This is a genomic window from Sphingobium chungangianum, from assembly GCF_977014255.1.
Map to the genome: position 1 here is coordinate 395,494 of NZ_CDRNIV010000006.1, position 25,906 is coordinate 421,399.

The following is a 25,906-nucleotide window of genomic DNA, read 5'->3' on the forward strand; positions in this document are numbered from 1 at the left end:
CGGCGATGTCTGTTCAACCTATTCAGCCTCAGCCCTTTTTCGCTGACAAGAACCGCGCTTTCTGGAACCTGCAATCCGTCGGATGGGCGGGTGCGTTCCTGCTGCGCGGTTCGTCCACCATCGCCAATGGGCAGCCGCTCTCCAGCCTGATCCCGGTGATGATTTCCACTGTGTCGGGCTATTCGGTGACCCTGCTGATCGCGGTCATCTTCCGATTTCTGCAACGACAGCGGCCGATCATCACCTGGGGTGCTTCGATCGTTACCGTGGTAATGGCGGCTGGACTGGTCGCCTTTATCGACGCCTGGGTTTTTTCGACCCAGAACCGGGCGAGCGAAACGGCGGGGCTGCAACTCTTCCTTGGCGCCTTTTATCTCAGCATAACGCTGCTGGGTGCCTGGTCGGCGCTTTACTATGCCATCAACTTCTACCTTCAGGTGGAGGAGCAGGCGGACCAGCTGCTGCATCTGGAAAATCAGGCGTCGAGCGCGCAACTCGCCATGCTGCGCTATCAGCTCAATCCGCATTTCCTGTTCAATACGCTGAACAGCATATCGACGCTGGTGCTTTTGAAGCAGACGGACCGCGCAAACGCGATGCTCTCACGCCTGTCGTCCTTTTTGCGCTATACCCTGATCAATGAACCCACGGCGCAAGTGACGATCGAGCAGGAGGTGGAGACGCTCAAACTCTATCTGGAGATTGAGAAGATGCGGTTCGAGGACCGCTTGCGGCCGGTATTCAACATCGATCCGGCCGTCGCGCAGTCGCGATTGCCTTCCCTGCTGCTCCAGCCGCTGGTGGAAAATGCCATCAAATATGCGGTCACCCCCAAGGAAGAAGGCGCCGAAATCTCCATCACGGCGCAGCCTGCCGGTGAAAATGTCCGGATCGTCGTATCGGATAGCGGCCCGGGATTGAACGAGGGGTTCACTCGCCCGAACATCCCCATGAGCGAGGGAACAGGCGTTGGCCTGGCGAATATCCGTGACCGCCTGATTCAGGCGTTCGGGGAACGACAGAGCTTTGAAACGCGTTCCACGCCAAGCGGCTTTTCGGTTCATATCGAAATGCCGCTTAATCTGGATGAACCATCGAAAGTGGCCGCATGACCATCAGAACAATCCTCGTCGATGACGAAAGCCTGGCTATTCAAGGCCTCAAGCTCCGTCTGGAAGCGCATGAGGATGTCGAAATTGTTGAAACCTGCTCGAATGGCCGTGAAGCCATCCGCGCCATAAAGACGCATAAACCCGACCTTGTGTTCCTCGACATTCAGATGCCGGGATTTGATGGCTTTTCTGTCGTTCAGGGCCTGATGGAAGTCGAGCCGCCGCTGTTCATCTTCTGCACCGCTTATAGCGATCATGCGATTCGCGCCTTCGAGGCGCAGGCGGTGGATTACCTCATGAAGCCGGTGGATGAAGGCCGCCTTGCCGACGCGCTCGACCGCGTGCGTCAGCGCCTGTCGGAAAAGAAGCAGGTGCAGGAAGCGGAGAAGCTGCGCGAGGTGCTGGCGGAGGTCGCTCCTGATGCGATGAACGATTTCAACGCGGATGAAGAGGCGCCGTCATCAAATCGGTTCGAGAAGCTCATCAACATCAAGGACCGGGGTCAGATTTTCCGCGTCGATGTGGATTCGATTGAGCGGATCGACGCGGCGGGCGATTATATGTGCATCTATACGGCCGACAATTCGCTCATCCTGCGCGAGACGATGAAGGATCTGGAGAAGCGGCTCGATCCGCGCAATTTCCAGCGGGTGCATCGGTCGACCATCGTCAATCTGAGCCAAGTGCGGCAGGTGAAGCCGCATACCAATGGCGAATGCTTCCTGGTGCTGGAATCAGGCGCTCAGGTGAAGGTCAGCCGGTCATACAGGGATGTGGTGGCCCGCTTCGTCCATTGAGGCGAGTCTAGCGGAATACCCATTGGCGGTTGAGGCCGAACACCACGGCTGGCGTCACGAATATCATGGCCGGGATGGGCGACCATTCCGGCCATTGCATATGGGTGACGCAGAGGAAGACCCAGAGGGCGTTCAAAGCATAGCTAAGCAGGGACACGGCCACGAACTTGACGCCGCGCGCCGCATGGTTCCCGTCGCTATCCTGATCACGGAAGGTGAAGAGGCTGTGGGTGACATAGCCGATCAGGACTGCCGCCACATAACCGGTCGTGTTGGCAAGCTGCGGGTGCCATCCGGCTAGCGCCGCGAGCGTCCAGTAGATGGTGGCCTGACAGGCTGTGATGAACAGGCCGCTGAGGCCATATCGCACGATCTGCCAGAACAGGGCCTGCCGTTCCGGCGTCAGACGTGACAGCAATTTCATGAAGGCCCCGTTGCGATTTGATGCGAACGCTCTAATCCACCGGCCATGAACTTGCAAAGCGGCTTCACCCTGCGGGAAAGATCCCGGCGCGCCCTGGTTTGGACGTCTGCATGGGCGCAGGTGCACTGGAAATGGCTGACCTTCCTGATGTGGGTCGCGGCCGTGACCTGGCTGCTCTATTCGCGCTGGCCGTCGATCCATTGGCTGACGCTCAACGATACCGACGACAATATGCGGTATTTGCAGGTCAAGGACTGGCTGGCGGGGCAGGGCTGGTACGATCTGAGGCAATATCGGCTTGATCCGCCTGCCGGGTTCAACATCCATTGGTCGCGGCTGGTCGATCTGCCGATTGCGGCGTTGATGCTGTTCTTCCGCGCTTTTCTGGAGCAAGGGCTGGCGGATCGGCTGGCCTGCGCCATCGCGCCGATGATTCCGTTGTTGCCCTTGATGCTGGGGCTCGGCTTCATCGCGCGCCGCCTCGCTGGAGGCAATGGCTGGATATTGGCCGCCCTGGCCCCCTTCGCGGCGCAGATGGGCATCAGCATGTTCCTGCCGATGCGGGTCGATCATCATGGGTGGCAGCTGGCCCTGACGGTACTGATGCTCGCGGGGCTGATCGACCGTAACTGGCTGCGCGGCGGCATCGTGGCGGGGGTGAGCAGCGCGTTGTCGATCACCATCGGTATGGAGATGATCGTCTATCTGGCGGCGGGCGGAGCGCTGATCGCGCTTCGTTGGGTATTCAAGGAAGGCGCGGCGAGGCGGATGCTGCCCTATGCGCTGAGCCTTGCTGGCTCGGTTTCCATCTTGTTCCTGCTGTTTGCAAGCTACGCAAACCGGCAGATGGTGTGCGACGCTATCTCGCCTATCTGGGTCGCCATATTCGGGGCAGTGGGCGCGGGCATGACACTGCTGGCGCTGCTGCCACTACGCAGCTGGCAGGCCCGGCTGTGCGCTGGCGTGCTGGTGGGGGGCGCCGTCGCGGCCTTTGCATGGCTCAATTGGCCGCAATGCCTGACGGGCGCCTATCAGATTTCGCCGGAACTGGAGCGGCTGTGGCTCGCCAATATTCGTGAGGCCAAGCCGATCACGGTTCAGGCGTGGAGCCTGATCGTGCCGCTGATGGCCATTCCGGTTGCGGGGCTGTTCGGACTGATCTGGGCGCTTTGGGAGTCGCGGCGTGACAGCGACCGGCTGTGGGCCTGGGCGACGGTCGGGCTGATGATGCTATTCTCGACGGCGCTTCTCTTTTGGCAGTTGCGGGCCGGACCAGCGGCGCAGCTGCTCGCCATCCCACCGGCGGCTTGGGCGGCGCATCGGGTGCTTCAGCTTGTCTTCTTCGGCAGGCCTCTTGCGCGTGTGTTCGGCATCATCGGCGCCGCGCTGCTCGCCGTAGCAGCGTTCGCGACGCCGCTTTACCCGCAGATCAACGAGTTCTGGGCAGCAGCGACTGGTGAAAAGCCCAAAGTACAGCGCCCAGCGGCGAAGGCTCGACTGCAGTCGATCAGCAAGGCCAATGGCCGCTGCCGGTCGCTGCCAGCGCTGGAGGTGCTGAACCAGCTTCCTTCCGCTACCATTTTCACGATGGTGGACCTGGGGCCGCGCCTGATCGCGACCACGCATCATAGCGCGATCGCGGGTCCCTATCATCGCAACGGCACGGTTATCCTGGACCTGCACCATGCCTTCGACGGACCGGCGGACGCATTCCGGCCGATCGCCGCGCGGCATCATGCGACCTACCTGCTGATCTGCCCCGGCTTTCCGGAAGGGACGGTTTACCAATCCCGCAGCCCTCGCGGCTTTTATGCGGGGTTGATGCGGGGCGATGTTCCCGGCTGGCTGCATCCCGTGGCGTTGAAGAGCGGCTTCACCTTGCCCTACACCCTCTATCGCATCGATTATTCAGCGGCGGGCAGCGAAAAAGTCACGCAGCAGCGCTGACGCTTCCGCTTCGCCCAGTCCGCCATAGACTTCAGGGCGGTGCAGGCATTGGGGCTGGGTGAAAAGTCGGGGGCCTTGCTCGACCGCTCCGCCCTTGGGGTCGGCAGCACCATAATAAAGCCGGGCGATGCGCGCGTGGGATATGGCGCCAGCACACATTGGGCAGGGTTCCAGCGTTACCCAAAGGTCGCAGCCGGTGAGGCGGAAATCGCCCAGCCCTTCCGCCGCAGATCGAAGCGCGACGATTTCGGCATGAGCGGTCGGGTCGCAGTCGCGCCGGTTGCGATTTTCTCCTTCGCCAACGATCCGCCCGTCGAGCGTGACGACGGCGCCGATCGGCACCTCACCCGCAAGTTCAGCCGCCCGTGCAAGTTCGAGCGCGCGGCGCATGGGTTCGGGAAGCGGAAAGGGCGGTGCCATCCGCCAGCCCTTACAGCATAGCTATCGTCTATAAAATGATCAGGGCTTCTTCACATCGACCGTTGGCACTTCGACGGTTTCGTTCCGCGTGCCTACTTCGACCTTGGCCACGTCGGCCTGGAACTTCGGCATTTGCCCGCCTTCCACGGCGATTTTGGGCAGGCTGCCCTCCTGGGTCTTTTGCAGGTCGATGAAGCCGGTCGCGATGCCAGCGGCCAGCACCAGCAAAACAATCACCAACAAGCCACCAATGAGTCGCATTGCTCCCTCCTTTCGTCTATCGGCTGCAAACGTCCGAGCCATGGAAAGGGTTGCGAAAGCGATCCGATCTGGCCGGTGGGCGGGTTGACGGCTTTCCGGAATCCCGCTACTGGCGCCGCTTTCCGAACGAACATGAACTACAAGGTTGATTGACTATGTCGCGCATTTGCGAGCTGACCGGCAAGGGTCGCCAGGTGGGTCACAATGTTTCCCACGCCAATAACAAGACGAAGCGCGTGTTCCTGCCCAACTTGCAGAATGTGTCGCTGATTTCCGAAACGCTGGAAACCACCGTCAAGCTGCGCGTGTCGACGCATGGCCTGCGTTCGGTTGAACATAATGGCGGGCTGGACAACTGGCTGCTGAAGACCAACGACGACAAGCTGTCGCTGAAGGCGCGCCGTCTGAAGCGCGACATCGTCAAGAAGCAGGCTGCTCCGGCCGCCTGATTCGGTTCGATTCGTTTCGGCTTTAAGAAGCGGCCTGGTAACGGGCCGCTTTTTTGCGTGCCGGGAGGATGCGCCCGCGCATCATTCCCGCATGTGCGGCGCTGCCCGACACCGCTCTTTTCTCAACGAATGCGGGGCGCCCCGCGCAGCGCAAATTTCAGCAGCAGGGTGCGCTGAAAAAATTCATGATTATCGTCTGACACGATCCACACGATAGTGCGCCCGGCCTCGCGCGTGATAGCCAGTCCTTCGAAGTTATCGGCCAGCAGGGGCGGAGCGAGACGGGCGATCGTGCGGGCGGTCAACCGATCGCCGGATTCCGGATGGGACGGCAGCTCTATGAGGGCAAGAGTGGCCGTGAACAGATCGCGCAGCGTCACGCGGCGATTGAGCACCAGAATGTGACGGTCATCCAGAGCGACGGCATCCGTCGGACGATAGCCGCGCGGCGCTACGTAGCGAAGATGCATGGGCGATGCGGTGCTTTGCTCCGCCGGATCTCCGGCAAAGAGCAGCGTGTCATGGCTTCCATCCGCCGTCATTCCCATTTCCGCGATCACGAGGAAGCGCCCGTCGGGTAGGCGCGCCATGGATTCGATCGAGCCCGTTTCCGGCCAGGCTTCTATCTCCGGCCAGGTGCGGCACGTTTCCACCCGTGAAAAGCCGGGGGCGTAGCGGCAGATGCGCTGAAGCATCTCAAAACCGACCCAGTAGCGATCCGATTCCGGATCATGCGCCATCGCCTCTGAATCCCACGCCCACCATGGCTGGGATCCGTCCTGTGCCCTGATTGGCAGGGGGGCGATGAAGGGATGCCGGCTATCGAGAACGGGGTTGACCGCGAAACCCATTAGAGTGCCGGAATCGCTCAACGCCAGAACCTGTCCCTGCTGATCTACCAGCAGGGATGAGATGCCGCCAAATCCATGGTGGGGGCTGCTGAGTTGCCAGCCTCCCAGATAATCGAGCGCGCCGATGCCGTGAACAGCCGGATCGGACGCATTTAGTGGCAGGGCGCGCGCGGTAACGAGCAGCGGGCCAGGCCCAAATAGTTCAGGCTTGTTCTTGTGCGGCGCCGGCAAAAGCAGGATCGCAAGCAGCAGGACGATCAGGATACGGCGCATCGCCCCGCCATAGGCAATCCCGCCTGCCGGACCAACGGCTGATTGTTCATATATGCTGTTCGCCTGCGGGACAGGGACCAGTTTTTCCATTGCGGTGATGAGCGTTCAGGTCCGCTCTTGATGAGCGGCAACCGGCTGGGGACGGTGCTTTTTTATCTGAACGGTGGCTGACACGCCCATTCAGGCTTGGCTCAATGCGAATCGGCCAAAAGGGGTGCAATCGATGGGGCGGCGGAGACGCGCCGGAGTCGGTAACGACATGATTGAGGAGCACGCCATGAAGACCAAGTTTCTGATCAATATGGGGGCCGCGCTGGCAATGGGCGTTGCTTCCTTGGCCGTAACCGCAGCGCCTGCGCAGGCCCGTGACGGCTGGGGCCGTTATGATCGCGGCGACTATTATCGCGGCGATCGGGGCTATCGCGGATACCGGGGTGACTATTATCGCGGCTATCGTGGCGACCGTTACTATCGCGACAATTATTATCGTGGCTATCGCGGCGGCTATCGCTGCCGGGACAATGGCACGGGCGGCACGATCATAGGCGCGATTGCCGGTGGCTTGCTGGGCAATGAGATCGGCAAGGGCGGTGGCCGCTACGGCCGCCGGGGTGACGGCACCACGGGCGCGATTGTCGGTGCGGGCGTAGGTGCGCTGGCTGGCCGGGCGATCGATCGGGACTGCTGATCAGCCACCCATTGCTGAATAGAGGAGGGCTGCCCCAAAAGGGCGGCCCTTTTCATTGCAATCGCGCGGCCCAAAAGAAAAGGGCCGCTCCGTTGCCGGGCGGCCCTGTTTCCAAAAATCCCGAGAAGGGAAATTACATCGCGTTCGCGGCAGCGTTCGATGCAGCGTTGCTGGCGTTCGAAGCGGCGTTGCTGGCGTTCGAAGCAGCATTCTCGGCAGCGTTCATGGCGTTGTCAGCAGCATTCGAAGCGTTGTCAGCAGCATTGGCCGAAGCATTGGCGGCATTGTCTTCGCCCTTCGAGCAAGCGGCGAGGCCGAGCGAAGCGGCGAGAACGAGCGAAAGAGCAATCGACTTGGACATGGGCAAACCCCTCTCAGAGATAAAAACGTCGCAGACCACTCTCGGAGAAAAGTTCACCCCCCATTGCGCCTGCGGGGCCGATTCGTAATGCCTTGGATCACTCAAGGCAATCCCCATAGTGCGACTCGCCAATTTCCGGGCTTCCACTTCCATGGCCTGTTTGAAGGGCGGCAGGCCCATTGACGTATATAAAGATTTCTTTATATGATGTGCCCATGAGCGCCGCACTCGACATCTTTCGCGCCCTTGGCGATCCGACGCGGCTGCGCATCATCTATCTTCTGCGCGCCATGGAGCTTGCGGTCGGTGAAATCGCGCAGGTCGTGGGGCAGAGCCAGCCGCGCGTGTCCCGCCATGTCCGTATCCTTGCGGAGGCGGGTCTGGTCGAACGGCGCAAGGAAGGCAATTGGGTTTTCCTGCGCCTGGTCAGGGGGGAGGCCATGGCGCCCTTCCTGACGCTGTTCGATCAGCTGGTGCCGTCGGAAAGCGAAGATCTGTGGCAGAAGGCCGACCTTGCCCGGCTGGCGGCGGTTCGTGCGGATCGGTCACGGGCGGCGGAAAGCTATTTTGCCGAACATGCCGAGGAATGGGACGCGATCCGGTCGCTGCATGTGCCCGATGTGGATGTCGAAGCGGCCATGACCGCGCTTTTGAGTGCTGAATCCATCGGTCATCTGCTCGATATCGGCACGGGTACGGGCAGGATGATCGAGCTGTTCGGGCGCTCGGCGGATCAGGTTACCGCGCTTGACCGCAGCCCCGATATGTTGCGGCTGGCGCGGGCCAAGCTGCCTGCCGATGCAGGTGACAAATATGCGTTGGTGCTGGGCGATTTCGGCGCCCTGCCGCTGGAGCCGGGCAGCGTGGACACCGTGGTTCTGCATCAGGTTCTGCATTATGCGCAGGCGCCCGAAGCGGTGATTGCGGAAGCGGCGCGCGTCACCGGGGCAGGCGGTCGGGTGCTGATCGCCGATTTTGCGGCGCATGAACGGGAAGAATTGCGGCTGCGCGATCAACATGCGCGGCTTGGCTTTTCGGACGCGCAGATCGAAAGCTGGTTTGCGGATGCAGGTTTGGAGCTGGAACGGGTGGAGGTGCTGCCCGGCCAGGAATTGACGGTAGTATTATGGCTGGGCCGCCGCCGGGGCGCGCGAATCCTGCCCATCGAAGGACGACTTTCCCTATGACCCTGAGCTTCCCATCCGTCGAAGAGGCCGCGCGGGCTTGGCAAGCGCCGCTCTACGCCGATCTGGCGGGCGATCTGAATGTGAGCTTCGAATTCTTCCCGCCCAAGACGGAGAAGATGGAAGAGCAGCTGTGGTCGGCGATCGAGACGTTGACGCCGCTGGCGCCCAAGTTCGTGTCGGTGACTTATGGCGCTGGCGGATCTACGCGGGAGCGGACGCACAATACGGTGGCGCGGATCGCGAAGGAAACGCCGTTGTCGGCTGCCGCCCACCTGACCTGTGTCGCGGCGAGCAAGGCCGAGATCGACGAGGTGGCGGACGCCTATTGGGAGGCGGGTGTGCGCCATATCGTCGCCCTGCGCGGCGATCCGCCGGAAGCGGGTACGAAGTTTCAGCCGCATCCTGAGGGTTACAAGGGCGCAGCGGAACTGGTCGAGGGCCTGCGCAAGCGTCACCCGTTCGAGATTTCGGTGGCCGCTTATCCCGAAACGCACCCGGATGCGTTCTGCGCGCAGAGCGACATCGACAATTTGAAGCGCAAGCTGGACGCGGGTGCTAGCCGAGCGATCACGCAATTCTTCTTTGAACCGGAAACCTTCTTCCGCTTTCGTGACACGGTGGCGGCTGCTGGCATTACAGCGGACATCATTCCGGGCATCATGCCGGTGAGCAATTTCGCGGCTGTCCAGCGCATGTCGGCCATGTGCAACACTGACGTGCCGGGCTGGATGGGCAAATTGTTCGAGGGGCTGGATGATCTGCCCGCCGCGCGGCAGCTGGTGTCCGCGACGTTGGCGGCGGAGCTGTGCCGCAAGCTCTATGCGGGCGGGGTGCGCGACTTTCATTTCTATACGCTCAACCGGGCGGAATTGAGCTATGCGATCTGTCATCTGCTCGGCCTCCGCCCGCAACTGGAGAAGACGGCATGACCGCCGAGGAACGCTTCCGCGCCGTGGCAGCGGAGAAGATCATGATATTCGACGGCGGCTATGGAACGTCGATCCAGAAGCACGGGCTGACCGAGGCGGATTATCGCGGGTCGCTCGGCCTGGCGAAGGATCAGAAGGGGAATAACGACCTTCTGTGCCTGACGCGGCCTGACATCGTCGAGGGTATTCACACCGCCTATCTCGATGCCGGGGCGGACATGATCGAGACGAACACCTTCAGCTCCACCAAGATCGCGATGGCCGATTATGGCTGCGAGCATCTGGTGCGGGAGATCAACATCGCCGCCGCGCGGATTGCGCGCAAGGCGTGCGAGGCGGCAACGGCGAAGGATGGGCGGCCGCGTTTCGTGGCGGGATCGATCGGGCCGACGAATAAGACTTTGTCGATCTCGCCGGACGTCAATGATCCGGCCTATCGCGAGGTCGATTATGACACGCTGAAGGCCGACTATCGCGAGCAGTGCGATGCGTTGATCGAGGGCGGGGTGGATTTCCTGCTGGTCGAGACCTGCTTCGACACGCTGAACGCCAAGGCGGCGGGCATGGCGGCGCGGGAGGCCGAGGCGGCGGCGGGGCGGCCTGTGCCGTTGATGCTGAGCTTTACCATTACCGATATGTCGGGGCGCAACCTGTCGGGGCATACGATCAACGCCTTCTGGTATTCGCTGCGGCATTTGAAGCCGCTGACCATCGGGGTGAATTGCGCCTTTGGGGCGGATTTGCTGCGGCCTTATTTGAGCGAGCTGGCGAAGAATGCCGATACGCTGATTTTGGCCTATCCCAATGCGGGCCTGCCCAATGAGTTGGGGCAGTATGATGAGTTGCCGGAGACGACGGCGAGCCTGATCCGCCAGTGGGTGGATGAAGGCTTGGTAAACATGGTCGGCGGTTGCTGCGGCACCACGCCTGCGCATATTGGTGCTGTGGCGAAGGCGCTGGCGGGGCATAAGCCTCGGGTGGTGCCTGAGTTGCCGGTAGTGACGCGGCTTGCCGGGCTGGAGCCCATGCACATCGCGGCGTAGATCAAAATTCCCTCTCTCCTTTAGGGGAGAGGGTTAGGGAGAGGGGCCTGTAAAGGCGGCCTCTCCTCGCATTCCCCTCTCCCCCGGCCCTCTCCCCTGAAGGGGAGAGGGAGAAGGTTCAGAAAATGACCCAATCGACCGCCACTTTCGTCAACATCGGTGAGCGCACCAACGTCACCGGATCGGCCAAGTTCAAGAAGCTGATCATGGCGGGCGACTATGCCGCCGCCATCGATATCGCCCGCGATCAGGTGGAGAATGGCGCGCAGATCGTCGATGTGAACATGGACGAGGGGTTGCTCGACGCGGTCGAGGCGATGACGACCTTCTTGAAGCTCATGACGTCGGAGCCGGACATCAGCCGCGTGCCGGTGATGATCGACAGCTCCAAATGGGAAGTGATCGAGGCGGGGCTGAAATGCGTGTCGGGCAAGCCGATCGTGAACTCGATCAGCATGAAGGAAGGCGAGGAGGCTTTCCTGCATCATGCCCGCCTCTGCATGGCCTATGGCGCGGCGGTAGTCGTCATGGCCTTCGACGAGACGGGGCAGGCGGATACGCAGGCGCGCAAGGTCGAAATTTGCGAGCGCGCTTACAAGTTGTTGATGTCGATCGGCTTTCCGCCGGAGGACATCATCTTCGACCCCAATATTTTCGCGGTGGCGACGGGGATCGAGGAGCATAATAATTACGGCGTCGACTTCATCGAGGCCTGCCGCGAGATCAAGAAGCGCTGCCCGCATGTCCATATTTCTGGCGGCCTTTCGAACTTCAGCTTTTCCTTCCGCGGCAATGAGCCGGTGCGGCGGGCGATGCACAGCGTGTTCCTCTACCACGCCATTCCGGCGGGTCTGGACATGGCGATCGTCAATGCGGGGCAGTTGGACGTCTATGACGCCATCGACCCCGCGCTGCGCAAGGCGTGCGAGGATGTGCTGTTGAACAGCGATCCGGAAGCAGGCGATCGGCTGGTGGAGCTTGCCGAAAGCTTCAAGGGCAAGGACGCGGCGTCGGAAAAGGCGGCCGAGGAATGGCGCGGCTGGCCGGTCGCCAAGCGGCTGGAACATGCGCTGGTCAAGGGCATCGACATGTATGTGGTCGAGGATACGGAGGAAGCCCGCCTCGCCGCCGTCAAGCCGATCGAGGTGATCGAAGGCCCGCTGATGGACGGCATGAATGTCGTGGGCGACCTGTTCGGCGCGGGCAAGATGTTCCTGCCGCAGGTGGTGAAGTCCGCACGCGTCATGAAAAAGGCCGTCGCGCATTTGCTGCCCTTCATCGAAGCGTCGAAGGAGCCCGGCGCGAAGGGCAAGGGCCGGATCATCATGGCGACCGTCAAGGGCGATGTGCATGATATCGGCAAGAACATCGTCGGCGTCGTGCTCCAGTGCAACGGCTTTGAAGTGATCGACATGGGCGTGATGGTGCCGTGGCAGGACATCATCAAGGCCGCGAATGAGAATGATGCGGACATGATCGGGCTTTCCGGCCTCATCACCCCTTCGCTGGATGAGATGGTGACGGTGGCGCAGGAAATGCAGCGCGCCAACATGACGATGCCGCTGCTGATCGGTGGCGCGACCACGTCTCGCGTGCATACGGCGCTCCGCATCGACCCGGCTTTCACGGGTCCGGTGGTCCATGTGCTGGACGCCAGCCGCGCGGTCGGCGTGGCGACGGCGCTCGTGTCCGAAACGCAGAAGACCGATTTCGTCCAGAAAACCAAGGACGACTATGAGCATGTCCGCAAGGCGCGCGAGGGGAAGGGGCAGAGCCAGCTTCTGTCGATCGAGGATGCGCGGGCCAATGCTTTTGAAATGGATGAGGCGCTGAAGGCATCCCGTCCGCTGCTGCCGGGTATTCACAGCTTCCCCGATTGGGACCTTAAGGACCTGATCAACTATATCGATTGGACGCCCTTCTTCCGCGCGTGGGAACTGGCGGGCAATTATCCGGCGATCCTTGAGGACAAGGTCGTCGGCGAAAGCGCCACCAGCCTGTTCAACGATGCGCAGAAGATGCTGGACAAGATCGTCAGCGAGAAGTGGCTGACGGCGCGCGGGGTCGTGGGCCTATGGCCCTGCCGCCGCGAGGGCGATGACATCATCGTCCATGTCGAGGATGAAAAGCACGTCACGCTGCCGATGCTGCGCCAGCAGATCGCCAAGCGTGAGGGCCGGGCGAATATGTGCCTGGCTGACTTCATCAGTCCCAATGGCGACTGGATGGGCGGCTTTGCCGTGTCGATCCATGGCATCGAGCCGCATTTGGCGCGCTTCAAGGCGGCTATCGATGACTATTCGGACATTCTTCTGAAGGCGCTGGCGGACCGGTTGGCCGAAGCCTTTGCCGAGCGGCTGCATCATTATGTGCGGACCGCGCTGTGGGGCTATGCGGAAGGCGAGCAACTGACCAACGAGGCGCTGATCCGCGAGCAATATCGCGGCATTCGTCCGGCTCCCGGCTATCCGGCCTGCCCCGAGCATAGCCTGAAGCCGCTGCTGTTCGACATGCTGGACGCGCATCATGCGACCGGGATCACTCTGACGGAAAGCTTTGCGATGCTGCCCACGGCGGCGGTCAGCGGCTTCTACTTCGGTCACGCGCAGGCCGAATATTTCGGCGTTGCGCGCGTCGGCCGGGACCAGCTGGAAGATTATGCGCAGCGGCGCGGGATTGACCTGGAAACCGCGGAGCGTTGGCTGCGGCCAAATCTGGATTGAGGAGCAGGGGCCGATGCGGCGTTTTTCCCGAACTTCCTTCCCTCGCTTTCTCCTGCTGGGGTTGGTCGCTGCCGTCACCGGCTGCGCGCATGATCAGAGCGTTCGGTACGATGGCGGCATTGCTCCGGGATCGGTCTATGTGGCGATGGGCAGTTCCTTCGCCGCAGGGCCTGGTATTGCGCCATCCGCGGACAGCAAACCGGCCATGTGCGCCCGCTCCGCAAACAACTATGCGCAGCAGCTTGCAAAGCGGCGCGGGCTGGAGCTGGTCGATGTCAGTTGCAGCGGGGCGACGACCGGCGGCGTACTCGACGGTTGGGCAGGCATCCGCCCGCAGATCGAAGCACTGACGGAGGAAACGCGGCTCGTCACCATCACCATTGGCGGCAATGACGTGGGCTATATCGGGGGTCTGATGGGGGCGTCCTGCCGTCAGGTGAATGCGGCGAGCGGGGCTCGCTGTCCGCCCACCCTGGCGCCCAAGGAAGAAAGATGGACGGCGCTGGAAGCCGCCCTCCGTCGGATAGCGGCCGAAGTGCGACAGCGCGCGTCCAAGGCCAGGCTGATATGGGTCGATTATCCTGTGGTGCTTCCGGGGAAAGGCCTTTGTGCCGCCACGCCGGTTTCTCCTCAAGATGCGGAGATGGCGCGGGCCATGGCGAAACGGCTGGCCGCGCTGACGGCGCGCGTGGCGCGGGATACCGGCTCATCCATTCTTGCGGCCTCGCGCCTTACCGTCGGTCACGACGTCTGTGCACCGGACCCGTGGATGGACGGTTATCCGGTGCAAGGCGGCAAGCCGGTCAGCGCACCCTATCATCCCACGCTGCCGGGCATGACGGCGATTGCCGCCGCGCTCGACAGGATGCTTGATCGCTAAGGCGGCGTTACCGCTTTTCGTGGTTCGCGGCCACGGCCTTTGCCACCGCCTGCATGAGTTGCCAGCGCGTCGGGATCGATTCGGTCGTGCTGCCGATCATTACCGCGACCGCATAGCTTGTCCCGTCTGGCGCCGTCATGATGCCGACGTCGTTGAAGCCGGTCGAGCGAGCGCCCAGTTCCTGCCCGGTCCCGGTCTTGTGCAGATAATGCCAGCCAGCGGGCACGCCGCCCTTGATCCGCTGCGGCCCGGTTTTGGCTTCGCTCATGATGGACATCAGCAATTGGGCCGAAGCGGGGGACAGCATGCTGCCTTCCTTGAGCTTGGCGAGCGCCTGCACGATCGAAGAGGGCGCGGCGCCATCAGGCGGGCTGGCGAGATAATTGTCGAGCGCCTTCGCTCGCGCGGCCATCGGCAATTTGGCGCGAGCCGCGTAAAAATTGCGGCCGATAGAATAATCCTGCCGCCACTCCAGACCTGCGGTCGTCGCCTGTAGCAGCCGTTCGCCCGGCCCGAAGCGGATATCCTTGATGTAGCGCCGGGACAGATAGGACCGCACAGCCTCCGGCCCGCCAACCGCGCGCAGCAGGGTGTCGTTCGCCGTATTGTCGCTTTGCGTCATCGCGCGGCGCATCAGGTCGGAATAGGTCGTCGTCCATCCGCTGTTCCCCACCAGCGCAGCACTTGGCTGGTGGAACAGGGTCAGGTCTTTCCGCGTGATCGTCGCCGAATCAGACAGGCGAATCTTGCCGCGATCCACCGCGTCGAGGAACGTCATCGATACCCAGAGCTTCGACACGCTCTGCTGCGGGAAAAGCGAGTTGCCATTCCACGCGACCGTCCAGTCGCTGCCGATACGGCGAACGGCGATGCCGACTTTTCCGCTGAAGCTCTGGCCCAGGTTACGAACGACGCTGACGAGAGCGGGGGGCGGCGTTTCGCGTTGATCGACGTCCAGCGCCTGGAAAGGTTTTGGCGGATTGGCGACAGGCTTGATGGGGAAGGTCGACGTCGTCGGCTGCACCCGCTGCGTGGCGCGCGCATGAGGTTCCACAGGCGCGCTGACACAAGCCGAAAGCGCCGCCATCAACAAGACAAGACGGGCCGAACCGCCATAAGGACGCGTGTCGCGCCCGTCATTTCCATTCTTCATCTGCGTCCCCGCGCTCTCCCTACCTCTCTTGGTGGCGCGAGCCTTCCGACTGACAAGGTTCATGCGACGAATGATTCCACAATTGCGATGTAAGGAGTCTGAACGGAATGCTTCTTGCGCTCAGTTAAGGTTAAGCCGCGACCGGGGATGGAGACGAGATGAACATAGAGGTTTTGGACCGGCGAATGCTCCTGCTGGGCGGCGCGGCTGTGGCGGGCGCGCTGATGTTCGGCAGCACGGCTATGGCTGCTCCGTTTGCATCGCGCAGGATCGCCGTGACCGTTCGGGGCACCGGACGCGACGTGATATTGATAGCGGGTTTGGCGAGCGGGCCGGGGCTGTGGAACGGCGTGATGGCGGCTTTGCCGGGCTATCGCTGGCACCTCGTCCATGTGCGTGGCTTTGCGGGATTGGCGGCCGATGCCAATGTGAGCGGCCCCTTGATCCAGCCGCTGGCGGATGAGATTGCGCGCTACATCAGTTCGGTAGGGCTGCGGCGGCCAGCGGTCGTGGGACATTCCATGGGCGGTACGCTGGCTATGATGCTGGGGCTGAAGGGCGTGGCGGGCCGATTGATGGTGGTCGATATGCTGCCGGACGGCGCTGCCATGGTGGGCGGCACGGCGCGCGGCATGGGCTATCTCGCCGACCAACTCAGCCAATATTTCACGGGGACCAAGGCGGGGCGGAGTTACCTTGCGCAGATATTGGCGCAAGCTCCGGGTGCGAGGGGGAGTGACCCGGACGTCATTGCCAATGCCCTTCGCGACCTCGCCAATATCGACCTTGGGCCGCAGCTTGGCCGCATCAGCGTGCCTATGGACGTTGTTTACGCCACCGGATCCGATGCCGCCCAAGCGGCGCAGATCGGTCGAAACTTTCGCGCGGCCTATGCTGCCAAGAAGGATTTGACGCTGACGCCGATCGGGCCGGGCGGCCATGTCATCATGGCGGATCAGCCCGCGCGGTTCAGCGCGGCGGTGAAGCAATTCCTGTCCAGTTGAGCCGCCCACCGTCAGGGTGCGAGCACCGTGTCCACGGCCTCAGGCAGCATGTCGGGATAGTCGAGCGTGTAGTGCAGGCCCCGGCTTTCCTTGCGGCGGAGCGCAGAGCGGACGACTAGGCGGGCGACTTCCAGCAGGTTGCGCAGTTCGATTAGGTCGGGCGTCACGCGGAAATGGCCGTAATATTCGTCCACTTCCTTGGCGAGCAGATCGATGCGGTGTTGCGCCCGTTCCAGCCGTTTGGTGGTGCGGACGATGCCGACATAGTCCCACATGAAGCGGCGGATTTCCTTCCAGTTGTGCTGGACGATGACCTCTTCATCGGAATTGGTGACGCGGCTTTCGTCCCATGGCCGGATTGGCGGGGGTGCGGGCAGATCGTCCCAATGGGCGCGGATGTGCCGAGCCGCCGTCTCGCCGAAGACGAAACATTCGAGCAGCGAGTTGGAGGCCAGACGGTTGGCGCCGTGAAGGCCGCTTTCGGTGACTTCGCCAGCGGCATAAAGCCCGGGCATGTCGGTGCGGCCGTCAAGATCGATGATGACACCGCCGCAGGTATAATGCTGCGCCGGGACGACCGGGATCGGTTCCTTGGTGATGTCGATGTCGAGATCGAGCAGCCGGGCGTAGATGGTCGGGAAATGGTGCCTGACGAACTCCGGTTCCTTGTGACTGATGTCGAGATGGACATAATCGAGGCCGAGCCGCTTGATTTCATGGTCGATGGCGCGGGCGACGACATCGCGCGGGGCGAGTTCGGCGCGCGGGTCGAAGCGGGGCATGAAGCGCTCGCCGCCGCCGGGAACGCCGGGGGAGCTTCAGATGCCCGCCTTCGCCGCGCACCGCTTCGGTGATCAGGAAATTCTTGACCTCCAGATTGTAGAGGCAGGTCGGGTGGAACTGGTTCATCTCCATGTTGGAGACGCGGCAGCCCGCGCGCCAGGCCATGGCGATGCCGTCGCCAGTCGCGCCGCGTGGGGCGGTGGAGAAGAGATAGGTACGGCCCGCGCCGCCGGTGCAGAGGATCGTCGCCTTGCCCAGCAGGGCATCGACATGCTTGGTCCGCTTGTTGAAGGCGTAGACGCCCCAGACATGACCGTCGCCCGAATAGCGCTCGCCATGGCGGGAGGTGATGAGGTCGATCGCGACCATATCCTCCAGCAGGGTGATGTTGGGATTGGCGCGGGCGGCCTTGAGCAGGGCGACCTGCACGGCGTGGCCGGTGGCGTCGTCGACATGGACGATGCGGCGATGGCTGTGCCCGCCCTCCCGCGTCAGGTGCCACCGTTCGCCAAATTCCTCGCCGCCGTTGAAGGGGACGCCGAGCGCCGCCAGCCGATCGATGGCGGCGGGGGCTTCGGATACGACCAGCTCCACCGTTTCGCGATTGTTGAGGCCTGCGCCTGCGACCATGGTGTCGTTGACATGGGCTTCGAAACTGTCGCCTGCGTCGAGGACGGCGGCGATGCCGCCCTGCGCCCAGTTGGTCGAGCCGCTGTCGAGGGCGGCTTTGGCGAGGACGATGACCTTGCGGTCTTGCGCCAGGTTGATGGCGGCGGTTAGGCCTGCCGCGCCGGAGCCGATGATGACGACGTCGTGGGTGGTGGTGGGCATGGACTTACTCGCTCCCCTCCCGCAGGCGGGAGGGGTTGGGGGTGGGCAAATGCGCAAGCGTGGTGACTATGTGGGACATCACGCCTTCCAGATTGGTCAGCACATCTGCATTGGTGAAGCGTAAAATGGAATAGCCTTGGGCGCGGCAATAGGCGTCGCGGCGCGCGTCATAATCGGTTCTGTTGTCGTGGGTGGAGCCGTCGAGTTCTATGATGAGCTTGGCTTCACGGCAGAGAAAGTCCGCGAAGTAGGGGCCGATTGGGATTTGGCGGCTGAATTTGTGGCCGTTTAGCTGACGGCTGCGGAGGTGTTGCCAGAGGAGGCGTTCTGGTGGGGAGGCTTCGTTTCTGAGGGATTTGGCGCGGGTGGTGTTTCGGCTTTTGAAAGGTCGCGCTGGCCCACCCCCCGGCCCCCTCCCGCTTGCGGGAGGGGGAGCAGGTTGCCGTTCTTCCTTCACGCCGCTGCCGTCAGGTTGAGGAAGACATCCTCCAAGTCCGGGTCTCGCGTGACCACATCGACAATCGAGAGGCCGTTGGCCTGGACGGCGCTCAAGACCTGCCCGGCATTGGCGCGGTCCTTCATATAGGTGATGGTCAGCGTGCGCGGGTCGGACAGCTCGACCTTTTCGAAGCACGGAGCGTCCGGCGCGGCGGTGATGTCGCGGTCGACCGTCACTTGCACGACCTTTTCCTGCGCCATGGCGATCAGTTCACGGGTCGGCTTGTCGGTGATGAGGCGGCCATGGTTGATGATGCCGATGCGGTCGCACAGCTCTTCGGCTTCTTCGAGATAGTGTGTGGTGAGGACGATGGTCACGCCCTGCGCATTGAGTTCGCGGACATAGGCCCAGAGCTGCTGGCGAAGCTGGACATCGACGCCTGCGGTCGGCTCGTCCAGCACGAGGATCGGGGGTGAGTGGACCATGGCCTTTGCCACCAGCAGACGGCGCTTCATGCCGCCCGACAGGGTGCGGGCATAGGCGTTGGCCTTGTCCTCCAGATGGACAGCGCGCAGCAGTTCCATCGAGCGGCGGCGCTCCTTTGGCACGCCATAATAGCCCGCCTGATTCTCCAGCGTCTCGAACGGCGTGAAGAAGGGGTCGAAGACGATTTCCTGCGGTACGATGCCGATGCTGTTCTTGGCATTGCGGGGGTTCTGGTCGATGTCGAAACCCCAGATTTTCGCCGTGCCGCTGGTCTTGTTGACGAGGCCAGCGAGGATGTTGATCGTCGTCGACTTGCCCGCGCCATTGGGGCCGAGCAGGCCGTAAATCTGACCGCGCGGGATGGTGAGGCTGATATTGTCGAGCGCGCGCTTTCCGCCCGCATAGACTTTGGTGAGGTTGGTGATCTCGATCGCGGGCATGGGGGCGGGGGCGGGGCTGTCGGTCATGGCGGCTTATGTGGAGTGGAACGGCTGAAAATGAAAGTCACCTGTTCCTGCCTGCGCAGGAACACGGTGCTTTCAAAACTCGTCAGCTACGTCCATCAGGCCCATGAGCTTCCTGGGCGCTATTTCCCGCCAGCTTTTTGCCAGCCGGTCGTCAATATGATTCCAGTCGGTGTCGCCAAGGTCGAGGCGGATGCCGACCCAGCCGTCGCCGAAATAGGCGGGGCGGAAATAGCGGGCGGGGTCGCTATCGATCAGCATCGCCTGTTCTTCGGGCGCTGTGGTCTTGACGAGCAGGGCGGTGATGCCGTCGCCATGATGATCATGGCTGAAATAAGCGAATTTCTTGCCTTTTTCGATGCCGAAACAGGGCATGCCATGCGACGTCACCTCATCCGCCTGGGGAAGGGCGAGGGCGCATTCGCGGACCTTGGCCAGCAGCCATTCGGGCTGGCGCTCGCGGGTCACGAAGTCGGCGAGGGTGCGGGAATAAAGCTGATGTTCGGCGATCAGGATGCGGGCGGCTAGGCTGTCGGCGGTGTCGCCGGGGAGGATGGCGACTTCCGTCTGCGCCAGCACCGGGCCGTCGTCCAACTCGCTGGTCACGACATGGACGGAGCAGCCCGCATGGCTATCGCCCGCGTCGAGCGCCTTTTGGTGGGTGTCGAGGCCCTTATATTTCGGGAGGAGGCTGGGGTGAATGTTGAGCATCCGGTCTTCCCAGCCAGCGACGAACTCAGGTGAGAGCAGGCGCATGTACCCGGCTAGCGCGACATATTCCGCGCCAGCCTTGCGCAGCTGCGCGTCGATGATCTGGTCAAACTCGGCGCGCTTTAGCCCCTTGTGGCTTTGGGCGAAGGTGGGGATGCCTTCCGCTTGTGCGAGGATGAGGCCAGCGGCTTGCGGGTCGTTGGCGGCGACCAGGACGATCTCATAGGGGCAGGATGGGTGCTTGGCGGCGTAGAGCAGCGCCGCCATGTTGGACCCTCGCCCGGAAATCAGGATGCCGACTTTGGCCTTTGTCATATCATCCCCGTTCGGGTTGAGCTTGTCGAAGCCCCTCCCTTTCTTTGAAGAGAAGTGAAGCCCTTCGACAAGCTCAGGGCGAACGGTTATTCTTATCTCGGCCTTCTGATTAACCCAGATGCGTGGCAGTCCAGTCGGCCTTGGCGCTCCAGGTCTCCTGGCTTCCCTTGACGGTGCAGCCCTTTTCGCCAGCCTCTACAACGCCGACGCGGACGACGGTTTCGCCAGCGGCTTCGAGTTCGGCGGTGACAGCGTCCGCCGCGTCAGCATCCACTGCGAGCACCATGCCGACGCCGCAGTTGAAGGTGCGGGCCATTTCCTCCGGCTCGATATGGCCCTGCGCTTGCAGGAACGCCATCAGGCGCGGCTGTTCCCAGCCGTCGGCATCGACCACGGCATGACAGCCTTCGGGCAGGACGCGGGGGATGTTTTCGAGCAGGCCGCCGCCGGTGATGTGGGCGAGCGCATTGATCTTGCCGCCGCGCACCAGCGGCAGGAGCGGCTTCACATAGATGCGCGTCGGCGCCATCAGCGCGTCGATCAGCAGTATTTCATTGTCGAAGATGGCCGGGCGGTCGAGTTTCCAGCCCTTGTCTGCGGCGAGGCGGCGGACGAGCGAGAAGCCGTTGGAGTGGACGCCCGAGGAGGTGAGGCCGAGCAGGACGTCGCCTGCCTTCACCTTGTTGCCGGTGAGCGCATTGCTGCGCTCCACCGCGCCGACGCAGAAACCGGCGAGATCATAGTCACCGGCGGCGTACATGCCCGGCATTTCGGCGGTTTCGCCGCCGATGAGGGCGCAACCGGCCTGCTTGCAGCCTTCGGCGATGCCCGCGATCACGCGTTCGGCGACGCCGCTCTCCAGCTTTCCGGTGGCGTAATAGTCGAGGAAGAAAAGCGGCTCGGCGCCCTGCACGATGAGGTCGTTGGCGCACATGGCGACAAGGTCGATGCCCACGCCGTCATGGCGATCATGATCGATCGCGAGTTTCAGCTTGGTGCCGACGCCGTCATTGGCCGCGACCAGCAGCGGGTCGTCATAGCCAGCGGCCTTCAGGTCGAAGAAGCCGCCAAAGCCGCCCAGTTCAGCATCAGCGCCAGGACGGCGGGTCGCCTTGGCCAAGGGGGCGATGGCGCGGACCAGTGCATTGCCCGCTGCGATATCGACGCCAGCCTTGGCGTAGCTGTAGGATTCGGTGTCGCTCATGCCCGCGCCCACTATAGCAATGATGCGGAAAACGGAACGGCAAATGGGTTGCCGCTTGGCAGATGGGGGAAATCTCGCCAAAAGGGCGCGCGTGAGCCTGTCCACTGCCTTCCAAAGCCAGATTTTCCGGCCTTCGTCGCTGATCCGCCGCTTGTCGCGGCCCGTCCAGATTCTGGGCGCGATCATGCTGGGCCTCGCTGCCGCGGCCTTGTTCGCGCAGATGGAGGGCGAACGCGGCGTGCCGCCGATCGCGAGTGGGGGCGATTATCAGGTCAGCGGCATCAAGGTCGATGTGCTGGGCAAGGATGCCAACAGCGCGCGCCTCGCAGGCTGGCGGCTGGCGCAGCGGCAGGGCTGGCGGATGCTGTGGACGCGCACCCATGGCGCGGCCGGGGTGCCGAACCTTTCCGATTCGCAGCTTGAGGCGATGATCTCCGGCGTGGAGATCGAATATGAGCAGGTCGGGCCGACCCGCTACATCGCGACGCTGGGCATTTTGTTCGACCGCGCGCGGACGGGGCAGCTGCTGGGCGTATCCGGCCATGTCATGCGTTCGCCGCCGCTGCTGGTCATTCCGGTGATGTGGGATGGCGGGTCCGCTGTTTCCTATGAGCGGATCAATGAGTGGCAGAAGGCCTGGGCACGGTTCCGCACCGGCGACAGCGCGATCGATTATGTGCGTGTCGCCGGATCGATCGCCGACCCCATCCTGCTGAATGCCGGGCAGGTCGGGCGTCGTGGCCGTTTGTGGTGGCGTGTGTTGCTGGATCAATATGGCGCGGCCGATGTGGTGGTGCCGATCGCGCGGCTTCAGCGGGAATATCCGGGTGGTCCGGTGAGGGGCACCTTCACGGCGCGCTATGGGCCGGACGATACGTTGATCGGCAGCTTCTCCCTGCGCGCGACCGCCGAAAGCGCGATCCCGCAGATGCTGGATGAAGCAGCGCGGCGAATCGATCAGCTTTATACCGCTGCGCTCAATGACGGTCGTTTGCGGCTTGACCCGTCGCTGATCATCGAGGAGCCGGTCGATCCGGACGCGCTCGCGATCGAGAATGGGGCCGAACAGTCATTGGAGACGACCGAAACGCCGGTGCCGTCGGCGACGACCAGCGGCGTCTCGATCCAGTTCGACACGCCCGATGTAGGATCGGTGGCGCAGGGCGAGGCGGCGGTGCGGTCTATCGTGGGCGTCAGGTCTGCGGCGACCAGCAGCTTGGCGCTAGGTGGAACTTCCGTGATGCAGGTCAGCTTCGACGGCAGCGTCGATGCGCTGCGTGCCGGGCTTCAGGCGCGGGGCTTCACCGTGTCCGGTTCCGGAAATGTGCTACGCATTCGGCGGGGCGGCGCGGCGCCTGCGGGAGCGGGAACATCGGCGCCGCAATGAGCCAGATCAGCCTGCCGTTCGAATGGCCAGGGCAGGGGACGGACGATGACTTCCTGGTCAGCGAGGCCAATCATGTGGCCGTCCGCCATCTGGAAAATTGGCGCGAATGGCCTTTGACGATCAGCGTGTTGAGTGGTCCGGCCCGGTCGGGGCGATCGATGCTGGGCCGCCGTTTCGCCGCGATGAGCGGCGGCACGGTGATCGACGATGCGCAGGGGCAGGACGACCGGCTGCTGTTCAACGCCTGGAATGATGCGCAGACGAGCGCCAAGCCACTGCTGCTGATTGGGGACAGCGCGCCGACGTTGTGGGACGTGGCTCTGCCGGACCTCCGGTCGCGCCTTGCCGCCGCGCCGCATGTCGCGATCGAACAGCCGGACGAGCCGCTTGCCCGGGCGCTTGTCGAACGGGCGCTTGGCCGCGCCGGTTCGCGTTATGCGCAGGATTTGCCGGAGTGGCTGCTGCGCCGGATCGAGCGCAGCTATGCCGCGATTGCCGAGGCTGTTCGCCTGCTTAACGAGGCGGCATTGTCATCGGGACGTAAGATTTCTGTCGCTATGGCCAAAGAGAGCCTGCAAGCGGCGGGTTTCTTGCCTATAGTGGCGGACGATCCGCACCCCTCATCATAGTGAGAGAGACGTGGCCGAAGCTGATCCGTCCGCCAGCCTGACACTGCCTACCGACCGCTATTTCAACCGGGAGCTGTCCTGGCTGGCGTTCAACCAGCGCGTGCTGGAAGAGGCGATGAACCGCGCGCATCCGCTGCTGGAGCGGCTGCGATTCCTGTCGATTTCCGGCGCGAACCTGGACGAATTTTTCAGCGTGCGCGTGGCGGGCCTCAAAGGCCAGCAGTTGCAGGATGTCGATATGCGGTCGGCCGATGGGCTGACCCCCGCGCAGCAACTTGCCGCGATCACCGATGAAACCGCGCGGCTGATGACGGCGCAGCAGAAGGTCTGGGGCGCGCTGCATGGTGAGCTGACGCGGGTCGGGATCGAGGTCATGGGGCCTGCGAGCGAGATCGATGCGGCCAGCGAGACATGGCTGCGCGAGCATTTCCTGAGCCAGGTTTTTCCGATCCTGACGCCACAGGCGCTGGACCCGGCGCATCCATTTCCTTTCATCCCCAATCAAGGGCTTTCGATCGTCTTTGACCTCGAAAGGCTGTCGGACAAGCAGCCGATCCGCGAACTGGTGATGATCCCGTCCTCGCTCGCCCGCTTTGTCCGCATGCCGGGCACGCCTGCGCGCTACATGGCTTTGGAAGCGGTGATCCGCCGTTTTTCGGGCGATCTCTTCCCCGGCTATCGGGTGCGCAACAGCGGTGTGTTCCGCATCATCCGCGACAGCGACATCGAGATTGAGGAAGAGGCGGAGGATCTGGTCCGCTATTTCCGCAGCGCCATCAAGCGCCGCCGCCGGGGCCGCGTGATCCGCATGGAGATTGAGGAGCGCATCCCCGAGCCGGTCGAGGAAATGTTGCAGGACATGCTTCAGGGGCATGAGGCGATCATTGCCGAGGTCGAGGGCTTTGTCGGCATCGGCGACCTGAGCGGCATTGTCGAGGAAGACCGGCCGGACTTGAAGTTCGAACCCTATGCGCCGCGCTTCCCGGAGCGCATTCGCGAATATGGCGGGGATTGCTTTGCGGCGATCCGGGCGAAGGACATTGTCGTCCACCACCCCTATGAAGCGTTCGACGTCGTCGTTTCGTTCCTGAAACAAGCTGCGTCCGACCCGGACTGCGTCGCGATCAAGCAGACGCTGTATCGCGCGGGCAAGCAGTCGGCGATCATCCGCGCGCTGATCGACGCGGCGGAGGCGGGCAAGTCGGTGACGGCGGTGGTCGAGCTGAAGGCGCGGTTCGATGAAGAGCAGAACCTGATGTGGGCCGACGCGCTGGAGCGGGCGGGCGTGCAGGTGGTCTATGGCTTCATCGACTGGAAGACACACGCCAAGGTGTCGATGGTCGTCCGGCGGGAGGGAGAGGCGTTCCGCACCTACTGTCATTTCGGCACGGGCAATTATCACCCCGTCACCGCGCGCATCTACACCGATTTGAGCTTCTTCACCGCCGATCCCGCCTATGGCCGCGATGCCGCAGCGCTGTTCAACTATATCACCGGCTATGTCGAGCCGCAGAGCCTTGAAAAGCTGGTGATGAGCCCGCGCGACCTGCGCAATCGGCTCTGTCAGCTGATCGATGCGGAGATCGAGCATGTCCGCGCTGGCCGCCCCGGCGATATCTGGGCCAAGATGAATTCGCTGGTCGATCCGGCGATCATCGAGAAACTCTATGCCGCCAGCAATGCGGGCGTGCAGATCGACCTGATCGTGCGCGGCATCTGCTGTCTGCGGCCGGGCGTGCCGGGCATGTCGGAAAATATCCGGGTGAAATCGGTCGTCGGCCGCTTTCTGGAACATAGCCGCATCACCGCTTTCGGTAATGGCAAGGCGCTGCCCAATAATGGCGCGAAGGTGTTCATCAGCTCGGCGGACTGGATGCCGAGGAACTTTGATCGCCGCGTCGAATTTCTTGCCCCTGTGGAGAACCCGACCGTTCACGACCAGATTTTGGACCAGGTGATGGTCGCCAACCTGATCGACACCGAACAGAGTTGGGAGCTGGACAGCGACGGCCATTATGCCCGCGTCGATTCGACCGATCGCCCGTTCAACCTGCACCGCTATTTCATGACCAACCCGTCTCTGTCGGGTCGGGGTGCGTCGCTGGATAGTGGGGCGGTGCCGACATTGCGCCTGCGCGGACGGGCCTGAACGGTC

Annotated in this window: 24 protein-coding genes and 1 pseudogene; 14 read left to right on the forward strand and 11 right to left on the reverse strand. The window is 62.8% G+C overall.

The features are described 5' to 3' along the window. Positions 1–5: 5 nt before the first annotated feature. Both ACWNC0_RS08815 and ACWNC0_RS08820 read left to right on the forward strand, forming a co-directional pair. Positions 6–1,112, forward strand: a complete 1,107-nt coding sequence (locus ACWNC0_RS08815; protein ID WP_196225242.1) for a sensor histidine kinase — start codon at positions 6–8, stop codon at positions 1,110–1,112. Further along, the gene (locus ACWNC0_RS08820) at positions 1,109–1,909 is read left to right on the forward strand and encodes a LytR/AlgR family response regulator transcription factor (protein ID WP_196225243.1); all 801 of its coding nucleotides are present in this window, start codon (positions 1,109–1,111) and stop codon (positions 1,907–1,909) included. The genes ACWNC0_RS08815 and ACWNC0_RS08820 overlap by 4 nt, the downstream gene beginning before the upstream one ends. A 7-nt stretch (positions 1,910–1,916) precedes the next feature. Here the strand turns inward: ACWNC0_RS08820 and ACWNC0_RS08825 are convergent, their stop codons facing one another. Beyond that, a complete protein-coding gene (locus tag ACWNC0_RS08825; RefSeq protein WP_449471027.1) occupies positions 1,917–2,333 on the reverse strand; it encodes a GtrA family protein in 417 nt (138 codons plus the stop codon). A gap of 45 nt (positions 2,334–2,378) precedes the next feature. On the opposite strand from ACWNC0_RS08825, the gene ACWNC0_RS08830 reads away from it, so the two are divergent. Then, positions 2,379–4,280 carry a hypothetical protein gene (locus ACWNC0_RS08830; protein WP_449471029.1) on the forward strand — a complete coding sequence of 634 codons (1,902 nt, stop codon included), beginning with the start codon at positions 2,379–2,381 and terminating at the stop codon, positions 4,278–4,280. Here the strand turns inward: ACWNC0_RS08830 and ACWNC0_RS08835 are convergent. Both ACWNC0_RS08835 and ACWNC0_RS08840 read right to left on the reverse strand, forming a co-directional pair. Further along, a complete protein-coding gene (locus ACWNC0_RS08835; RefSeq protein ID WP_449471030.1) occupies positions 4,242–4,700 on the reverse strand; it encodes a nucleoside deaminase in 459 nt (152 codons plus the stop codon). The two genes, ACWNC0_RS08830 and ACWNC0_RS08835, sit on opposite strands and share 39 nt — an antisense overlap. A gap of 39 nt (positions 4,701–4,739) precedes the next feature. Further along, positions 4,740–4,961 (reverse strand): hypothetical protein, encoded by a 222-nt coding sequence (locus tag ACWNC0_RS08840; protein WP_196225247.1) that lies wholly within the window; start codon positions 4,959–4,961, stop codon positions 4,740–4,742. Positions 4,962–5,116: 155 nt separating this feature from the next. Here ACWNC0_RS08840 and rpmB point away from each other — a divergent pair, with 155 nt between their 5' ends. Beyond that, positions 5,117–5,410, forward strand: a complete 294-nt coding sequence (gene rpmB, locus ACWNC0_RS08845; protein ID WP_196225248.1) for a 50S ribosomal protein L28 — start codon at positions 5,117–5,119, stop codon at positions 5,408–5,410. A gap of 122 nt (positions 5,411–5,532) precedes the next feature. Here the strand turns inward: rpmB and ACWNC0_RS08850 are convergent, their stop codons facing one another. Beyond that, positions 5,533–6,534 carry an esterase-like activity of phytase family protein gene (locus ACWNC0_RS08850; protein ID WP_449474580.1) on the reverse strand — a complete coding sequence of 334 codons (1,002 nt, stop codon included), beginning with the start codon at positions 6,532–6,534 and terminating at the stop codon, positions 5,533–5,535. 277 nt (positions 6,535–6,811) lie between these two features. Between ACWNC0_RS08850 and ACWNC0_RS08855 the strand changes: the two genes are divergently transcribed. Further along, positions 6,812–7,222 carry a glycine zipper 2TM domain-containing protein gene (locus ACWNC0_RS08855; RefSeq protein ID WP_449471032.1) on the forward strand — a complete coding sequence of 137 codons (411 nt, stop codon included), beginning with the start codon at positions 6,812–6,814 and terminating at the stop codon, positions 7,220–7,222. Positions 7,223–7,355: 133 nt separating this feature from the next. Here ACWNC0_RS08855 and ACWNC0_RS08860 read toward each other — a convergent pair whose 3' ends face one another. Next, a complete protein-coding gene (locus tag ACWNC0_RS08860) occupies positions 7,356–7,583 on the reverse strand; it encodes a circumsporozoite protein (protein ID WP_449471033.1) in 228 nt (75 codons plus the stop codon). A gap of 215 nt (positions 7,584–7,798) precedes the next feature. Here ACWNC0_RS08860 and ACWNC0_RS08865 point away from each other — a divergent pair, with 215 nt between their 5' ends. From ACWNC0_RS08865 to ACWNC0_RS08885, 5 genes are all read left to right on the forward strand, one after another. After that, positions 7,799–8,770 carry an ArsR/SmtB family transcription factor gene (locus ACWNC0_RS08865; RefSeq protein WP_449471035.1) on the forward strand — a complete coding sequence of 324 codons (972 nt, stop codon included), beginning with the start codon at positions 7,799–7,801 and terminating at the stop codon, positions 8,768–8,770. Beyond that, positions 8,767–9,699: a methylenetetrahydrofolate reductase gene (metF, locus tag ACWNC0_RS08870; protein ID WP_449471036.1), complete on the forward strand. Its 933-nt coding sequence runs from the start codon at positions 8,767–8,769 to the stop codon at positions 9,697–9,699. Before ACWNC0_RS08865 ends, metF begins: the two co-directional genes overlap by 4 nt. Beyond that, positions 9,696–10,742, forward strand: coding sequence for a homocysteine S-methyltransferase family protein (locus ACWNC0_RS08875; protein WP_449471037.1), 1,047 nt, complete (start codon positions 9,696–9,698; stop codon positions 10,740–10,742). Before metF ends, ACWNC0_RS08875 begins: the two co-directional genes overlap by 4 nt. Positions 10,743–10,867: 125 nt before the next feature. Then, a complete protein-coding gene (gene metH / locus ACWNC0_RS08880; RefSeq protein ID WP_449471038.1) occupies positions 10,868–13,465 on the forward strand; it encodes a methionine synthase in 2,598 nt (865 codons plus the stop codon). Between the two features lie 13 nt (positions 13,466–13,478). Beyond that, positions 13,479–14,345 carry an SGNH/GDSL hydrolase family protein gene (locus ACWNC0_RS08885; RefSeq protein ID WP_449471040.1) on the forward strand — a complete coding sequence of 289 codons (867 nt, stop codon included), beginning with the start codon at positions 13,479–13,481 and terminating at the stop codon, positions 14,343–14,345. A gap of 7 nt (positions 14,346–14,352) precedes the next feature. On the opposite strand, the gene ACWNC0_RS08890 is transcribed toward ACWNC0_RS08885, so the two are convergent. Further along, positions 14,353–15,498 carry a serine hydrolase gene (locus tag ACWNC0_RS08890; RefSeq protein ID WP_449471042.1) on the reverse strand — a complete coding sequence of 382 codons (1,146 nt, stop codon included), beginning with the start codon at positions 15,496–15,498 and terminating at the stop codon, positions 14,353–14,355. 185 nt (positions 15,499–15,683) lie between these two features. Between ACWNC0_RS08890 and ACWNC0_RS08895 the strand changes: the two genes are divergently transcribed. Further along, positions 15,684–16,502: an alpha/beta fold hydrolase gene (locus ACWNC0_RS08895; RefSeq protein WP_449474581.1), complete on the forward strand. Its 819-nt coding sequence runs from the start codon at positions 15,684–15,686 to the stop codon at positions 16,500–16,502. An 11-nt stretch (positions 16,503–16,513) separates the two neighbouring features. Here the strand turns inward: ACWNC0_RS08895 and nadB are convergent. From nadB to purM, 5 genes and pseudogenes are all read right to left on the reverse strand, one after another. Then, positions 16,514–18,116: pseudogene (gene nadB / locus ACWNC0_RS08900) on the reverse strand (L-aspartate oxidase). A 4-nt stretch (positions 18,117–18,120) separates the two neighbouring features. Then, on the reverse strand, positions 18,121–18,573 hold the full coding sequence (locus ACWNC0_RS08905) for an endonuclease domain-containing protein (RefSeq protein WP_449471043.1): 453 nt from the start codon (positions 18,571–18,573) through the stop codon (positions 18,121–18,123). After that, positions 18,570–19,508 carry an ABC transporter ATP-binding protein gene (locus ACWNC0_RS08910; protein ID WP_449471045.1) on the reverse strand — a complete coding sequence of 313 codons (939 nt, stop codon included), beginning with the start codon at positions 19,506–19,508 and terminating at the stop codon, positions 18,570–18,572. The genes ACWNC0_RS08905 and ACWNC0_RS08910 overlap by 4 nt, the downstream gene beginning before the upstream one ends. A 72-nt stretch (positions 19,509–19,580) precedes the next feature. Beyond that, positions 19,581–20,531, reverse strand: a complete 951-nt coding sequence (purN, locus tag ACWNC0_RS08915; protein WP_449471047.1) for a phosphoribosylglycinamide formyltransferase — start codon at positions 20,529–20,531, stop codon at positions 19,581–19,583. A gap of 109 nt (positions 20,532–20,640) precedes the next feature. Beyond that, entirely contained in the window at positions 20,641–21,735 is a 1,095-nt protein-coding gene (purM, locus tag ACWNC0_RS08920; RefSeq protein ID WP_449471049.1) for a phosphoribosylformylglycinamidine cyclo-ligase, read from the reverse strand. A 184-nt stretch (positions 21,736–21,919) separates the two neighbouring features. Here purM and ACWNC0_RS08925 point away from each other — a divergent pair, with 184 nt between their 5' ends. From ACWNC0_RS08925 to ACWNC0_RS08935, 3 genes are read left to right on the forward strand one after another with little or no spacing between them, the layout of a single operon-like run. After that, a complete protein-coding gene (locus ACWNC0_RS08925) occupies positions 21,920–23,122 on the forward strand; it encodes a heavy-metal-associated domain-containing protein (RefSeq protein WP_449474582.1) in 1,203 nt (400 codons plus the stop codon). Continuing rightward, positions 23,119–23,751, forward strand: a complete 633-nt coding sequence (locus ACWNC0_RS08930) for a chromosomal replication initiator DnaA (protein ID WP_449471051.1) — start codon at positions 23,119–23,121, stop codon at positions 23,749–23,751. The genes ACWNC0_RS08925 and ACWNC0_RS08930 overlap by 4 nt, the downstream gene beginning before the upstream one ends. Positions 23,752–23,761: 10 nt before the next feature. Then, a complete protein-coding gene (locus ACWNC0_RS08935; RefSeq protein ID WP_449471053.1) occupies positions 23,762–25,900 on the forward strand; it encodes an RNA degradosome polyphosphate kinase in 2,139 nt (712 codons plus the stop codon). Positions 25,901–25,906: the final 6 nt, after the last annotated feature.